16 protein-coding genes are annotated in these 14690 nt (G+C 63.3%); 7 read left to right on the top strand and 9 right to left on the bottom strand.

Annotated elements, in window-relative coordinates:
- Positions 1 to 2: 2 nt before the first annotated feature.
- The 3 genes from X907_RS13730 to X907_RS13720 are packed head-to-tail and all read right to left on the bottom strand — an operon-like array spanning position 3 to position 3620.
- Positions 3 to 1190 carry an LL-diaminopimelate aminotransferase gene (locus tag X907_RS13730; RefSeq protein WP_127568948.1) on the bottom strand — a complete coding sequence of 396 codons (1188 nt, stop codon included), beginning with the start codon at positions 1188 to 1190 and terminating at the stop codon, positions 3 to 5.
- Positions 1191 to 1196: 6 nt separating this feature from the next.
- Positions 1197 to 2669 (bottom strand): ABC transporter permease, encoded by a 1473-nt coding sequence (locus tag X907_RS13725; RefSeq protein WP_127568946.1) that lies wholly within the window; start codon positions 2667 to 2669, stop codon positions 1197 to 1199.
- A gap of 3 nt (positions 2670 to 2672) precedes the next feature.
- Positions 2673 to 3620, bottom strand: a complete 948-nt coding sequence (locus tag X907_RS13720) for an ABC transporter ATP-binding protein (protein ID WP_127568944.1) — start codon at positions 3618 to 3620, stop codon at positions 2673 to 2675.
- A 136-nt stretch (positions 3621 to 3756) separates the two neighbouring features.
- On the opposite strand from X907_RS13720, the gene X907_RS13715 reads away from it, so the two are divergent.
- Entirely contained in the window at positions 3757 to 4170 is a 414-nt protein-coding gene (locus tag X907_RS13715; RefSeq protein ID WP_127568942.1) for a DUF1499 domain-containing protein, read from the top strand.
- Here the strand turns inward: X907_RS13715 and X907_RS13710 are convergent.
- Together X907_RS13710 and X907_RS13705 are read right to left on the bottom strand one after the other, a co-directional pair.
- Positions 4146 to 4643: a DinB family protein gene (locus X907_RS13710; RefSeq protein WP_127568940.1), complete on the bottom strand. Its 498-nt coding sequence runs from the start codon at positions 4641 to 4643 to the stop codon at positions 4146 to 4148. The genes X907_RS13715 and X907_RS13710 overlap by 25 nt on opposite strands.
- Before the next feature lie 114 nt (positions 4644 to 4757).
- A complete protein-coding gene (locus tag X907_RS13705) occupies positions 4758 to 5687 on the bottom strand; it encodes an acyl-CoA desaturase (protein WP_233352405.1) in 930 nt (309 codons plus the stop codon).
- Positions 5688 to 5942: 255 nt separating this feature from the next.
- Between X907_RS13705 and X907_RS13700 the strand changes: the two genes are divergently transcribed.
- The 3 genes from X907_RS13700 to X907_RS13690 are packed head-to-tail and all read left to right on the top strand — an operon-like array spanning position 5943 to position 7354.
- Positions 5943 to 6761: an enoyl-ACP reductase FabI gene (locus X907_RS13700; protein WP_127568938.1), complete on the top strand. Its 819-nt coding sequence runs from the start codon at positions 5943 to 5945 to the stop codon at positions 6759 to 6761.
- A gap of 54 nt (positions 6762 to 6815) precedes the next feature.
- Positions 6816 to 7025, top strand: coding sequence for an antitoxin MazE family protein (locus tag X907_RS13695; protein WP_127568936.1), 210 nt, complete (start codon positions 6816 to 6818; stop codon positions 7023 to 7025).
- A 5-nt stretch (positions 7026 to 7030) separates the two neighbouring features.
- Positions 7031 to 7354: a type II toxin-antitoxin system PemK/MazF family toxin gene (locus X907_RS13690; RefSeq protein ID WP_127568934.1), complete on the top strand. Its 324-nt coding sequence runs from the start codon at positions 7031 to 7033 to the stop codon at positions 7352 to 7354.
- Here the strand turns inward: X907_RS13690 and X907_RS13685 are convergent.
- The 3 genes from X907_RS13685 to X907_RS13675 all read right to left on the bottom strand — a co-directional run bounded on the left by X907_RS13685 (position 7351) and on the right by X907_RS13675 (position 11143).
- Positions 7351 to 8319: an alpha/beta fold hydrolase gene (locus X907_RS13685; protein WP_233352404.1), complete on the bottom strand. Its 969-nt coding sequence runs from the start codon at positions 8317 to 8319 to the stop codon at positions 7351 to 7353. The two genes, X907_RS13690 and X907_RS13685, sit on opposite strands and share 4 nt — an antisense overlap.
- A gap of 3 nt (positions 8320 to 8322) precedes the next feature.
- Positions 8323 to 9276: an EamA family transporter RarD gene (gene rarD, locus X907_RS13680; protein WP_127568932.1), complete on the bottom strand. Its 954-nt coding sequence runs from the start codon at positions 9274 to 9276 to the stop codon at positions 8323 to 8325.
- Positions 9277 to 9400: 124 nt separating this feature from the next.
- Positions 9401 to 11143 carry a M28 family metallopeptidase gene (locus X907_RS13675; RefSeq protein WP_127568930.1) on the bottom strand — a complete coding sequence of 581 codons (1743 nt, stop codon included), beginning with the start codon at positions 11141 to 11143 and terminating at the stop codon, positions 9401 to 9403.
- Between the two features lie 150 nt (positions 11144 to 11293).
- On the opposite strand from X907_RS13675, the gene X907_RS13670 reads away from it, so the two are divergent.
- From X907_RS13670 to X907_RS14485, 3 genes are all read left to right on the top strand, one after another.
- On the top strand, positions 11294 to 12241 hold the full coding sequence (locus tag X907_RS13670) for a bile acid:sodium symporter family protein (RefSeq protein ID WP_127568928.1): 948 nt from the start codon (positions 11294 to 11296) through the stop codon (positions 12239 to 12241).
- Positions 12242 to 12288: 47 nt separating this feature from the next.
- Positions 12289 to 14070, top strand: a complete 1782-nt coding sequence (locus X907_RS13665; protein ID WP_127568926.1) for an N-acyl-D-amino-acid deacylase family protein — start codon at positions 12289 to 12291, stop codon at positions 14068 to 14070.
- A 149-nt stretch (positions 14071 to 14219) separates the two neighbouring features.
- Complete coding sequence (locus X907_RS14485) at positions 14220 to 14366, top strand: hypothetical protein (protein ID WP_170175577.1); 147 nt, start codon at positions 14220 to 14222, stop codon at positions 14364 to 14366.
- Here the strand turns inward: X907_RS14485 and X907_RS13660 are convergent.
- Entirely contained in the window at positions 14363 to 14668 is a 306-nt protein-coding gene (locus tag X907_RS13660; RefSeq protein WP_127568924.1) for a HigA family addiction module antitoxin, read from the bottom strand. The genes X907_RS14485 and X907_RS13660 overlap by 4 nt on opposite strands.
- Positions 14669 to 14690 lie beyond the last annotated feature (22 nt).

Raw genomic sequence — 14690 nt, 5'->3', positions numbered from 1 at the left:
GGTCAGGGCTGGAAATAGCCCTTCAGATTGCGGGCCGCCTGGCGGATGCGCTGTTCGTTCTCGACCAGCGCGAGGCGGATATGCGTGTCGCCGCGCTCGCCAAAGCCAAGGCCGGGGGCCACCGCCACGCCGGTCTTCTCCATCAGGTCCTTGGCAAACTCCACCGAGCCCATATGGGCAAAGCGCTCCGGGATGGGCGCCCAGGCGAACATGGTGGCGGGCGGTGAGGGGATGTCGAACCCGGCGCGCGAGAAGCTTTCCACCAGCACATCGCGGCGCTTCTTGTAGGTCTCGCGGGCGATGGCGACATGCTCCTGCGGGCCGTCAAGCGCGGCCACAGCCGCGATCTGTACCGGCGTGAAGGCACCGTAATCGAGATAGGATTTCACCCGTTTGAGCGCCGCGATCAGGCGCGCTGACCCGGCAGCGAAGCCGATCCGCCAACCCGGCATGGAATAGGTTTTCGACATGGAGGTGAACTCCACCGCTACATCGCGCGCGCCTTCGACCTGCAGGATGGAGGGGGGCGGGTTGCCGTCGAAATAGATCTCCGAATAGGCGAGATCGGAGATGAGAACGATGTCGTTGGCTTTGGCGACCTTCACCGCCTCGCGGTAAAAATCGAGATCGACCACCTGCGCCGTCGGGTTGGACGGGAAATTCAGCACCATGGCCGACGGAGCCGGGACCGAGCGCTTGCAGGCGGTCACCGCGTCGGCGAGGAATTGTTCGGGCGAGTTGAAGCTGACCGCGCGAACGGCAGCCCCGGCAATGATGAAGCCGAACATATGAATGGGGTAGGACGGGTCGGGCACGATGATGACATCGCCCGGCGCGGTGATCGCCTGCGCCAGATTGGCGAGGCCTTCCTTGGAGCCAAGCGTGACGCACACTTCGGTTTCCGGGTTCAGGCCCACATCAAACCGGCGCTCGTAATAGCGGGTGAAGGCGCGGCGCAGGGACGGCACGCCCTGGCTGGCTGAATAGCGGTGCGCGCGCGGGTCGGCGGCGACTTCTTTGAGCTTCTCCACGATATGCGGCGCGGGCGCGAGATCGGGATTGCCCATGCCGAAATCGATGATGTCGCGCCCTTCCTTGCGCCACGCCGCCTTCATCCGGTTCACTTCGGCGAAAACGTAAGGCGGCAGGCGGCGTTCGCGGTAGAAAGTGTCGTTGCCTGACTGGCCCATAGCCACCTATTCCTCGTCCCTGACAGGTTTTTTACGTGAGAAGACGCGCTTGACGGAGTCGGCATTGGCGTGGCCCAGCGCACCCTGCTGGAACACGGACGCCGCGCCCCACAGCACCACAATCAGTGTCAGAAGCATCATGGCGGTCGTGCCGGCAATCTCCCACAAAGGCGGATCGGATGGCAGGCGCGCAATCATGATGAAGGGTGTCCAGATAGGCACCCATGACACGATCTGGACAGCGACGGAATCAATCGAGCGCATGGCGAAGACGAGGATCATCAAGGGCAGCATCAGCACCAGGATGAGCGGGCTCATCAGGGTCTGCGCATCGTGCAACGTCTCGCACAACGAACCCAGCGCCAGGAAGATCGCGCCATACATCAGATAACCGACGAGGAAATAGCCAAGCGCCGCCAGGAAGAGGCCCGGCTGCACGGCTTCGGCAATAAAGCCGGCAATCTCCGGGTCGATGCCCTGCAGGAAGGTGCCGGCAATCAGCATCAGCGTGGTGCCGATAAGCCCCCAGACGGCGAAGAGGGTGAAGGAGACAGCCGCGACACCCAGGAGCTTGCCGATCAGCAGATCACGCACGCGCACGGTCGATAGCAGCAGTTCGATAATCTTGCCGCCCTTTTCCTCGATAAGGCTGGTCAGCAGCATGTTGGCCACCGAGAAGATGGCCGTCCATAACATGATGGCCAGCACCACAGCGACGATAAACGGGGCCCAGTCGGCAGCGCCGACCTCACTGTCATCGACCGTAGCCGGGTTGAAATTGCGCATTTCCGGCTCCAGCGAGGACAGCTCGCGGATCTCTGCCGGGTCCAGCCCGCGTGCCGCCAGAGCCTGCTCGCGTACATGGTCGCGAAGCGCGCGGCGGGCGGCGCCTGACAGGCTCTGCTCGGTGACGCTGGTGGAGTAGTAATTGATCAGCGGCAGGTCGGAGCCGGCCTCCTGGCTGATGAATATGGCGGCGAAGAGACTGCGCGGTCCGTCCGGTGTTGCCACCTGCCGCTCGCCGAGCAGATAGGGACGCAATTCATCCAGCGTGCGCGCAGGGGCTTCCAGCCGGATCATGCGTCCTGTTCCTGCCGCGATCATGTCGGCGCTGCCCTGCATGCCGAGGATGTCCAGCGCGTCATCAAGGCCGCCGAGACCCAGCGGATCTGCGTCGAAAGCCGCCAGTGCGCGTTCGCGCGTTGCCGTGTCAGCGGAGACGGCAGCGGCCGCTTCCAGGGCGGCGCGCGTCTGTTCGCGGCGTTCGCGTTCGATGGAGGCCTGTATCACGGTATCGAGACCGCGATCGGTTTCGTCGATTACGACGTAATGCCGGACCGGCTGGGCCGACTGCACGAGTGCGGGAATGGACGCGCCGATCAGCATGAAGAGCGGCACCGAGGCCAGCGACAGCCAGAAGCCCCAGGTCGCGACATAGGACAGGTATTCGCGGCGGGCGATGAGATAGATGGCGCGCATGGCTTAATGGCCTTCCACAGGCTGAAGGGGGTCACCGGCCGATACCAGCCGGACAAAGGCGTCGTGCAGATGGGGGCGTACCGGCTCGAACCGGGTAAGGCGCACGCCCGCTTCCACGCAGGCCCGCAGGACGTGCTGGGGGTCGACGCCCGGCTTCAGGGCAATCTGCCAGAGCGTCACACCATCGGCATCTTTCTCCGCGCGCGTAACCTCGCCGAACCCTGAGAGCAGGGCGCTGATGTCATCGTCGGAATCAACGCCAATGGTGACGAGACGCGGAACAACGGCCAGCGCCTCATCCACCTTGCCGTCGAAAATCTTCTGCCCGCGCGCCATCAGCACGATGCGGTCGCAGATGCGTTCAGCCTGGGCCATGACGTGGGTGGAGAAGAGAATGGTGCGCCCGGCGGCAGCCTGCTCGAGGATCACATCCTCCAGCATGGCCTGATTGACCGGATCAAGCCCCGAGAACGGTTCGTCGAGAATGATGAAATCGGGTTCGTGAATAATCGCCGCGATGATCTGGACCTTCTGGGCCATGCCCTTGGACAGTTCCTTGACCTTCTTGCCGGCGCTGGCGGCCAGCCCGAAGCGCTCCAGCGCTGCAGCGGCCCGTTTGCGCGCTTCCACTGCCGGGACGCCTTTGAGGCGGGCAAACAGGGCAATGACCTGCTCGGCCGTCATCTTGCGGTACACGCCGCGCTCCTCCGGCAGGAAGCCCACCCGGTCGAGCGCGCGCAATGTCGGCGGCTGACCGAAAAGTGTCGCGCTGCCGGCATCAGGGCGGATGATGCCCAGCGCCATGCGCAGCGTTGTGGTCTTGCCGGCGCCATTGGGACCGAGAAAGCCGGTGATGGACCCTGCGGGAACGGTGAAACTGACATCCCGGACCGCCGGAAAGCCGGAAAACGTCTTGGTCAGGCCGGTTACGTCCAGTGCAGGCGTTGTCATCGTCGAAAATCCGGTTGTCTGGCGGGAAATCACACTATGTTGGAGCCGTGTTTAGGATGCCCGCCCCGGCCTGTCATCCCGGCCTGGCAATAATTCGGACACCTGACTGGGATTTAATGTGACAGGAGCGCACGACATGAGCCGGGCCGGTAGCTTTCCGCTGGATTTTTCATCTCTGACGCCGCCGCGTGAGCCGTGCTGGTTCCTCGCCTTGCCAGAGGGTTTTGACAGCCGGGCCGAGCCCCATCAGCGTACGGCGCCGGTTGCCATGACGCCAGCTCATGCGCTGGCGTGTTTCAAGGCAATCGCCCTTGATGCGCCGCGAACGCGCCTTGTCAGCGAGGCCGGCCTGCAGGTGGAGCTGGAGCAGAAAAGCGCAGTCTTCGGCTTTACCGACAAGATCACAGCCGAAGCGATGGTGGCGGGACCGGACAAGGCCGTGCTGGCGGTCTATTCGCGCGCACTGGTCGGGTATTACGATTTTGGTGTTAACCGCAAACGCGTCACGCGCTGGCTGGATGCGTTCTACGCTGCAGGCAGGGCGAAATAGAGCAGGTCCAGAGATGGCGGCTCGGTGACACCCAGCTGGCGCAGAATGTGGCTTGCCTGACCGCGGTGATGGGTCTGGTGATTGAACAGATGGGCCAGGATCACGCCCAGCGGCAATTCCTTGGCTTCACCGCGCGTATTGCCATAGCTGATCACGGTTGCGAAGTTGGCCGGGTCCAGCCCCGCAACATAGGCGATCAGGCGCTGGTCCTCGGCTTCGCGCGCGGTGCGCAGCTCGCCAAAATTCTCGTAAAGAACGGCGTCGAGGCGGGTCGGGGCCTCGCCTTCGCCGGTCAGCCGGTAGAGCCATATACGGTCCGCCACCAGCAGATGATTGAGGGTGCCGTGCAGGCTGCGAAAGTAAGCCTTCACATCCTTTTTGCGTTCGGTGTCTTTCAGCGCGGTCGCCGCGTCATAAAGCCGGGCATTGGCCCAGGCATTGTAGGCGGCAAAACGGCGGAAATGGTCGTGCACGGCTTTGTCTTCCCTCGCTGATGGCGAACTTTACCGGCCATCAGGTGTAGAGCAAGGAATGACCCGGTCAAATCCCGGCCCGCATATCGGCAGGCCGGGATCGCCCGGTACGGCCTAGCGGCGTGCTATGGCCGGTTGAGCAGCAAATTGCGGCGCGATCTTCAGATCACTGGCCCATTTGAGCTTTTCAAACAGCAAAAGCAGCGTGCCGTTATAGTCGACCACACGGTTGATGAGCCCTTTGCGCGGCAGGTGCAGCGCGCTTTGGGGATGCTCGTGGTGATGGTCGTGAATGGCCTCGCCGCCGGTCAGCAGGGCGAGCGTCCAGTCCAGCCAGGCCGGTGTCTTCAAATGGCCGAACACGTTCACGCCCAGCGTGGTCGCGTGAAACTGCACACCGCGCGCCGTGACGGCTGCGGCGTGGAGAAGGAAGGTCAGAAGGAGAGAGCCGCCCGACAGGAAGACGGCCAGATAGATCAGGGCCGGGATGACCAGATGCACCACCAGCGACAGCCAGTTATAGTGATGATCCACCCATTTCACGCCCGGCATGTCGCGCAGCCACATGGCCAGCGGGCGCTGAAGATCGTTGGGATCGCGGAAGATGATCCAGCCAAACCAGGCCCACACCTTGCTTTCGTGCGGGTTGTGCGGGTCGCCCGGCTTGTCTGACAGGCGGTGGTGCTGGGAATGGTAGTTGATCCAGTCCTTGAACCGGCCCTGCATCGCGATCACGCAGTTAAGCGCGGTCAGTATCTGGGCGGGCCATTTCAGCTCGCCGGAACGGTGCTGCCAGACGCGGTGCAGGACGCCGATGCCAAAATTGCAGATCACCAGGGTGACCGCGCCAACGGCCATGGCCAGCGGCACATACCACCATTGAAATGCAAGGCTCTCCAGCGCAAGGCCGAGTACAATGGCGCCGATCATGCCGATGACGCCGATGGCTGGGTAGATCAGCGCGGCAAACACGCTGGTCCAGTCCAGATTGCCCCAACTTTTCTCGATCGCCTCGGAGCGGGGGCGGGCAACAATTTTCGTCAAACTCGATCCTCAGATTTCAGGGACAACCGGCCGCGCCAAAGGTGCGATCCGATGACAGACGCTGACATGATATGACAGCTCTGACCAGATAGTTCGCCCATTATGGCCCGATCAAATTGACGTCATTATGACCGGGGCGTTCATACGTGCGCGGCTCGACGCCGCAGCCCCTATCCGCTATTCGACGGGAAACAGTCTTGCGCCGAAGCAGAATCACAGCACGGCGCAGCCATCAATTCGGGAGGGACTAACCCCATGAGCGATAGCGTGTATCCGGCCGGTAATCTGATGAAGGGCAAGCGCGGGCTTGTCATGGGTGTAGCCAACAAGAACTCGATTGCCTGGGGTATCGCCCAGCAACTCGCAGCACAGGGCGCGGAACTGGCCTTCTCCTATCAGGGCGAGGAGCTGGAAAAGCGCGTACGCCCGCTGGTGGAAAGCCTGCCCGGCAACCCGTTCATGGTTACAGCCGACGTGACCGATGACGCCTCCATGGACGCCTGCTTTGACGCGCTGGAGAAGAAATGGGGCAAGATGGACTTCCTCGTCCACGCCATCGCCTTTGCCGGCAAGGACGAGCTGCAGGGCTCCTTCACCCACAATACCACGCGCGAAGGCTTCAAGCGCGCCATGGACGTGTCGGCCTTCTCCTTCGTTGACGCGGCAAAACGCGCCAGCGCGCTCATGCCCGATGGCGGGGCCATGGTGTGCCTGACCTATCTGGGCTCGGAGCGCGTAGTGCCGAACTACAATGTGATGGGCGTTGCCAAGGCGGCGCTCGAAGCCTCCACCCGCTATATTGCGCGCGATCTCGGTCCGCACGGCATCCGCGTGAACGCCATCTCGGCGGGTCCGATGCGCACCCTCGCCATGGCCGGTATTTCCGGTGGCCGCACGCTGATGAAGACCGGCAAGGACTGGTCGATGCTCAAGGAAGACACCCGCATGGAGGGCGTCGCCGGTTCAGCGCTCTACCTGCTGTCTGACCTCGGCCATTCCTGCACTGGTGAAGTGCTGCACGTCGATGCCGGCTTCCACGCCGTTGGCGTACCGGACATCGCCGACGAGGGCTAGGCGGGCTTCGACATCCTGCTTGCGACATGTTACATGTAACGCGAGGAGAGTGTCATGGGCGTCAATGAACGGGTCAGCAAACATCGTGAAGCCCTGCGGGCAGCGGGCCTGCGCCCCTTGCAGATTTGGGTGCCCGATACCCGCCAGCCGGGCTTTGAAGATGCCTGCCGTGATCAAGCCGCGCTCACCGCAGAGGCAGACCGCGCCGATGCCGCGCTGAACGCCTTCGCTGACGCGGCGCTCGCCGATCTGGACGAGCGGTAGAGCCCGTGAAGCGCGGCGATATTGTCACCGTCGCCATGCCGGGCGATTTCGGCAAGCCGCGCCCGGCGCTGGTATTGCAGGCCGATTATTTCGCGCAGACCTCCACCGTAACCCTCGCCCTCATCTCTTCCACCCTGGTGGATGCGCCCTTGTTGCGGATTACGCTGGAACCATCAGAGGAGAACGGGCTGCGTGCCCGCTCGCAGATCATGGTCGACAAGGTGATGAGCGTCCGCCGCGAGCGCGTCGGCAAAGTCATCGGCAAGGCCGATTCCGACACGCTATTGAGCGTGAACAGGTCTTTGGTGGTGTTTCTCGGTTTCGCCTAAAACCGCCGCCTCAGCCAGTCGATGAGATAGGCATTGAGTTCATCCGGGGCCTCGTACTGCGTCCAGTGGCCGATCCCGGGGATGACATGCATCTCCAGATCCTTGCACAGGGCCGGCATCCAGGCGGTCAGCTTGGGCGGCAGCATGTAGTCGCACTCTGCCGAGATCATCAGGCAGGGCATGGCGAGGCGGTGGTCGACACCGCCCATGCGCTCCCAGTTAGTATCGAAATTGCGGTACCAGTTGAGGCCGCCCCGGAATCCGGTCTTTGCATAGACGCGGGCAAATTCGGCGCGAGCATCGTCTGGCACCACCACATCGTCCTCTGATTTCAGCCCGCCGCGTTCGATGAAGCGCTCGAACCGCTTGGGCAGGTGCGTGACAGAGGGGGGCAGCTTCTCGATGTCAGCGGAGGGAAAAGAGGCGCCGAACACGAAGTCGAAGAAATCAGCTTCCCGGCCTTTGAAAATTCCGTCGGCCGCCTCGTCCTGGAAGCGCACGATATAGTGCTCCTCCCCGCCCATCTCGCGGAACACTTCGGTGGGCGGTTTGGAGCCCCGCGGCAGGTGCGGCGTGTTCACGCCCACCGCGCCCAGAAACCGCTCCGGTATCAGGCAGGCCGCGTGCCACATGAGGATGCCGCCCCAGTCATGGCCGGCGATGACGGCTTTTTCGATGCCCAGCGCATCCAGCAGGCCCGCAATATCGCCGGTCAGCCGGTCGACATGGTAGGCGCTTGTCTCATGGGGCGCGTCGGAGGCACCAAAGCCGCGATTATCCGGCGCGATGACGCGGTAGCCGGCGTTCGCCAGCGCCGCGATCTGCGCCGCCCATGACAGGGCCAGCTCCGGCCAGCCATGCAGGAGCAGGACGGGCAGGCCATCTTCTGGCCCGGCCTCGTGAACAGACAGCGTGACCTCGCCCACATTGATATGGCGGGCAGGTGGCATGGGCGGATGGGACATGGATCAGCTCTGCGATTGTTTGAGGGCGCGTTTTCGCGAGCTTAGAAGATCGAAGGTGAAGACGGCCAGCCCCGCCCAGATAAAGGCGAAGGTGATGGCGTGGGCAAGCGTGAAAATCTCGCCCCAGATGATCCCCACTGCGAACTGCAGGGTGGGGGCGACAAACTGCAACAGGCCGATGGTCGCGAAGTGCAGACCGCGTGCGCCGATGATGAAGAGCAGCAGGGGCGCAACCGTCATCGGGCCGGTGAGGATCAGGAGGAGGGCCTGCGACGGACTGCCAAGGAAGCTGCCGCCACTGCCTGATACCTCAAGGAAGAACAGGGCCACCACAGAGGGCAGTGAGATAATCAGCGTTTCCCAGAACAGGCCCACCCGGCCATCGGTTGCGATGGTTTTCCGGATATAGCCATAGGCGGTGAAGGAGGCGGCGAGAAACAGCCCGATCCAGGGGATTTCGCCGACGGCCACAACCTGGTTGATGACGCCGATGACCGCGAGGCCCACGGCGATCATCCGCAGCCGTCCGAAGCGTTCGCCCGCAATGAATACGCCGACCGCCACATTCATCAGCGGGTTTATGAAATAGCCCAGCGATACGTCCAGCACCCGGTCGGCATTGATCGCCCAGACAAACACCCACCAGTTGGAGGCGATGAGGATGGCGCTGAGGAGTAGGGTCGCCATGGCGCGCCGGTCGAGCATCAGCCGCCAGGCAGAAGGCGCGCGGCCCGCCATCCACACGAGCAGCGCGAGCAGGGGCACAGACCATATCGCCCGGTGCAGAACGATTTCGGTGGCGCTGGCAAAGCCGAGGAATTTGTAAAAGGCCGCTGACAGGCCCCAGATCACATAGGCTGACAGCGCGGCGGCACCTGCGCGGCCTGCGTCCAGCCTGCCGCTATCTGGCGGCGGCGGTGCAACAGGCGCGGCAGACGGGTCAGCGGGAGTGGCCATGGCCGCGCTCTTACTCCTGCCGCTGCAGCGAAGTCATTCTGTTTCTTGCGCCAGATGCAGTACGCCATGCAAAGGTCCCGCCCGGAGGGGCGCGGCCGGATGCACCAGACGCGGTGTGGAGACCTTAGCGGTCTGCCATCATGGCATCGCGAAGGCCGCGGAATTCATTGCCTTCATACCAGTTTGGCCATTCATCGCTGTCGGCGATGCGGCGCGCGACGGCGTAGAGCAGACGGGTATCCTCTTCCAGGCCGGAGAGGTCCCAGTCAGGGTTATACTCGTCGGCAGGCTGGTGATAGCGGTTCATCCGGTAAGCCAGAGCGGCGCGCTCCACGAACTCCCGGCCATGTTCGACATGCACCGTGCCGCCGCCAGCATAGAGCATGGGTACGCCGACGCGCGCCAGGCTCACATGGTCAGAGCGGTAGAAATAGCCCGCTTCCGGGTTGGGGTCGGGTGTGAGATAGCGGCCACCCTGCGCCTCGGCCTCCTCGCGCAATATGTCCTCGATCTCGGACGCGCCATAGCCCACGACCACGACATCCTCGGTGCGGCCAACAGGCAGCTCGCCATCGATATTGAGGCCGGCCACGATGGAATTAAGCGGCACGGTCGGGTTGGCGCCGAACCAGGCCGAGCCCAGAAGCCCGGACTCTTCGGCAGTCACGGCTACGAACAGAACCGAGCGGCGCGGCTGCTCGCCACGCGCGAAAGCCTCGGCCATTTCCATGATGGCGGCGGTGCCGGTCGCGTTGTCCACCGCGCCATTATAGATATTGTTGTCGGCGGCGAAGTTGAGCCGCACGCCCAGATGATCCCAGTGCGCCATCAGGAGCACATATTCGTCCGGTGCCTCCGATCCCTCGATCACACCCACGACATTGTTCGATGTCAGGCGGCGGAGGCTGGTGTGCAGCTCGGCGCTCATGCTTGCTCCGTCCAGAGCCACGGGGGCGAAACCCGGCTCCGCAGCCGCTTCGGCCAGCGAATCGAAATCATGGCCTGTTGCCGCAAACAGCTCGCGCGCGGCGTTCAAATGGATCCAGCCCTGCACGGGCACCAGATCGGAAGGCGGCATGTCGAGCGTGAATTGCGGCCCCGTCCACGAGGCAACCACCGTGTCCCAGCCATAGCTCGCCGGTGCGGTCTGGTGGACGATGAGGGCGCCGGCTGCGCCCTGACGGCCCGCTTCCTCGAACTTGTAGGTCCAGCGGCCGTAATAGGTCATGGACTCGCCGTTGAAGCGGCCTGCATCGGGGTGGGCATAGCCGGGATCATTGACAAGGATCACGACCGTCTTGCCCTCGACATCGAGGCCTTCATAGTCGTTCCAGCCATATTCGGGCGCCACGACGCCATAACCCACGAACACCAGCTCGGTATCGGCGATTGCCACGTGTTCTTCGGGGTTCTGGCTCCAGTAAACCACGTTCTGGCCCATGGTCAGACCCATCGGCCCGTCATTGATCGTGATGTCGAGACGCGAGCGCTCCTCGACGAGCGTGGCCTCGATCAGAGGGACGGGCTGAAACCAGCCTTGCGTGCCGGCGGGCTGGACACCCACACGCGCCAGCTCATCGGCAATCCATTGCGCCGCCCGTTCGCCCGCCTCTGCCGCTGGTGCGCGTCCCTCGAAGCGGTCATCGGCCAGGACCGAAATACGAAAATGCAGATCATCCTGCGTGATCTCCGCGCTGGTCTCGCCAACGGGTGGCCAGCCGTCGGCACTGGCGGTCTGATCAGCGGATGTTTCCGGCGCGGCCGCGTCGACGGGCGCGTCTGCCGGAGCGGCGGGCTGGCCGCCGGCCGGATCACCGCACGCAGTGAGCAGCGCAGCGGCCGCCGTCACGGTTAAAAAACGTAACATTATAACGCCCTCCCAAGGGTTTAGCTTGTTTTCGTCCAGAATGCCCTGTCCCGTGCAAAGGTCAAAGCCCGCATTGCCGGTACTCGACAGAACGGCGTCGGACCGTCCAAGGTGCGCAGCCTATTCTTGTCCTGCTTCCGGGAGCGCCCGATGACCGATCCCGCCAGCCTTGATGCGGTCCAGCTCAGCCTCGGCCCTGTCTTCCAGAGCGCTCTTCCGGTCAGCCTTGCTGTCATCATGTTCACCGTGGCGCTGTCGCTGCGGGTGGATGATTTCGTTCAGGTGATGCGCCGTCCGGTGCGTTTTGGCGGGGCTGCCGTGACGCAGATCCTGCTGCTGCCCATGGCGACGCTGGCTCTGGTCATGGTGCTGCAACCCCAGCCCTCGATAGCGCTTGGCATGATCGTGGTGGCGTGCTGTCCGGGCGGGAATATGTCGAACTTCTTTACCCATCTGGGGCGGGGCGATACCGCGCTTTCGGTGTCGCTGACGGCAACGTCGAGCCTTCTGGCGGCGCTGGCCACGCCGGTCTCCATATTGTTCTGGAGCGGGCTTTACGGTCCCACGCGCGAGTTGATGGATGCGCTGGAGGTCGATGCCGTGCCGTTTGTCCTGCAGACCATGGTGATCCTGGCCGTGCCGCTGGCTGCGGGCATGTATCTGGCGTCCCGGCATGCAGCGCTCGCCCGGCGGCTGCGGCCCTTCATGTCGGGTCTCGCCATGGTGATCCTTGTGCTCATCATCGCCGGCAGTCTTGCGGGCAATGCCGATCTGCTGCTCATGGGGGCTATCGCCATCCTGCCGACCGTCATCGGGCACAATGCCATGGCGCTGATGCTGGGCTATGCGGCCGGATGGGCGTTGCGCTTTGATGCGCGCGGGCGGCGCGCCATGACGATAGAGGTCGGTATCCAGAATTCAGGGCTTGGCCTTGTCATACTGCTGGGCGCGCTTGGCGGGCTGGGCGGCGCGGCGGCGGTCATTGCCGTCTGGGGGGTGTGGCATCTGATTTCGGGCGTAGGGCTTGCCTATGGCTTCCGCCTGACGGACCATTGGCGCAAGAAGAAAACAGCCGTGCCTGCTTCAGGAGGCGTATGACAGCGCCCAGCAGGCCGGGGGACAATGTTCCCGGGGAGGAGACAGATATGATCCATCAGCTGAAAATCGTGAACGGCCTTGTTTATGACGGCTCGGGGTCCGAGCCGGTAAAGGCTGATATTGCCATCGATAATGGCCGCATCAGCGCGGTCGGCTCAGGTCTTGGCGAGGCGAAAGAAATGATCGATGCGCAAGGGTGCATCGTGACGCCGGGCTTTATCGACATCCACACCCATTATGACGGGCAGGCGACCTGGGATGAGCGCATGGAGCCGTCCATCAACCATGGCATCACGACAGCCATTGTCGGTAATTGCGGGGTCGGCTTTGCGCCGGTGCGCCCGTCCGACCATGACCGGCTGGTGCGCCTGATGGAGGGGGTGGAGGATATTCCCGGCACCGCGCTCCATGAGGGGCTGAAATGGAACTGGGAGAGCTTCCCCGATTATCTTGATGCGCTGGACGCCATGCCGCGCACGCTCGATATCGCCGCCATGATTACGCACGATCCCTTGCGCGTGTATGTGATGGATGAGCGGGCGAGCTTTGATGCGCAGGCCTCTGACGAGGACATAGCCAGAATGCGCAAGCTGGTGCGCGAGGCGCTGGAGGCGGGCGCTATCGGCTTTTCAACGGGGCGTTCTGATCTGCACCGTACCGCAGATGGCGAGTGGACGCCGGCCTCGGAGGCCACCGCAAAGGAGCTGACCGGCATTGCCGAAGCCTTCCACGGCCTCACCCATGGCGTGCTGCAGGCAGTTTCGGACTTCGACCTGCAGCGTTCCGAGGAAGCCTTCCCGAAAGAGTGGGAAGTGGTAGAGAAATATGTGAAGGCGGGCGGCGGACGCCCGGCCTCCATCTCCCTCATGCAGCGCGATCTCGCCCCCAATCAGTGGCGCGACATTCTCAAAGGCGTTGAGAAACTCAACGCGGAGGGCGTCGACATGCGCGTTCAGGTCGCCCCGCGCGCGATTGGCGTGTTTCTGGGGCTGCAATGCACCTTCCACCCCTTCATGGGTCATCCCTCCTACAAGGCCATCGCGCATCTGCCGCTGGAAGAACGGGTGGCACGGATGAAGGATGCAGGCGTAAAGGCGCAGATCCTCTCCGAGAAGCCCGACAAGGTAGCGGTTGAAGGCTCGTCCGTGCCGCCAATCGCCGATGTGATGCTGGAAGCGATGGAGTTCGTCGCCGAGAAGCTCTTCATGCTGAGTGATGATCCCGATTACGAGCAGTCCGGCGAGCAGTCGATTGCGGGCCGGGCGCGGGCGCGCGGCGTTTCCGTGTGGGAGGAACTCTATGACACGGTCATCGCGCGTGATGGCAAGGAGCTGATCTACCTGCCGATCTATAACTATACCGAGATGAGCTATGAGAATGTGCTGACCATGATGCGCCACCCGCAGGCGCTCATCGGGCTCTCCGATGGCGGGGCGCATGTCGGCACGGTCTGCGATGCGAGCTTCCCGAGCTATCTGCTCAAATACTGGACGCAGGAGCGCACCCGCGGCGAACGCATCGCGCTTCCCCGCGCCGTGCAGATGCTCACCAGCGATATTGCAGACTTCCTGGGGCTCAATGACCGGGGCCGGATCAAGCCCGGCCTCAAGGCCGACATCAATGTGATTGATCTCGATAATCTGAAACTTGAAGCCCCGCACATGGTCGCCGACCTGCCTGCGGGCGGTCAGCGCCTTTTGCAGGGCGCAAGCGGCTATAAGGCGACCATCGTATCCGGCGAGGTGGTGGTGCGCGATGGCAGTGTGACGGATGCCCGCCCCGGACGCCTGATCCGCGCCGGGCAGCAAATGGCGATGGCGGCGGAATAATCCCCATCGACAGGCCGCCCGTTCAGGCGCATGATTCGTGTATCAGGGATCAGCGCGCCATCCGCCAGCAGGACGGATGGCAGACCGGCGCGCCCTGCCCGCACCGGCATGGGCCGGAGCTTTGCGGGTTAGCCGGCGGAGTGATGCCCATGGCCAAAGGTCAGATGCGGGGCAACAAGGAAGCGAAAAAGCCGAAGAAGGAAAAGCCGAAAGTTACGGCCGCCGCGCCGCCACGCACGGCTGTCGACCGGATGAAGGAGTCGCAGGACCGCTCCAAGGCCCGCAAGCCGAGCTAGAGCGGCTCGACTTCGCGCTCAATCTCGATCAGCCGGTCGCCCAGAGCGGCGATATCGTATTGGGATTGTAGGTTGAGCCAGAAGCCCGGCGTTGTGCCAAAGGCGCGTGCGAGCCGCAGCGCCATCTCTGCGGACACCGCCTGCTTGCCGTTCACGATCCGGGACACATTGGCCGGCGTCGTGTGAAGCCGCGCGGCCAGCGCCACTGCCGACAGGCCGAGAGGCACCATGAAGTCCTCTTTCAGGACTTCACCGGGGTGAATATCGAGAGACGGCAGAACGCCGCTGGCCAAACTGGTCATACGATGACCGTGTTACGCATTA

Origin of the sequence: Glycocaulis alkaliphilus (assembly GCF_004000605.1) — a bacterium.
GTDB lineage: Bacteria > Pseudomonadota > Alphaproteobacteria > Caulobacterales > Maricaulaceae > Glycocaulis > Glycocaulis alkaliphilus.
The sequence above is the reverse complement of the archived record's forward strand: the minus strand, read 5'-3'. Positions and strand labels throughout refer to the sequence as shown.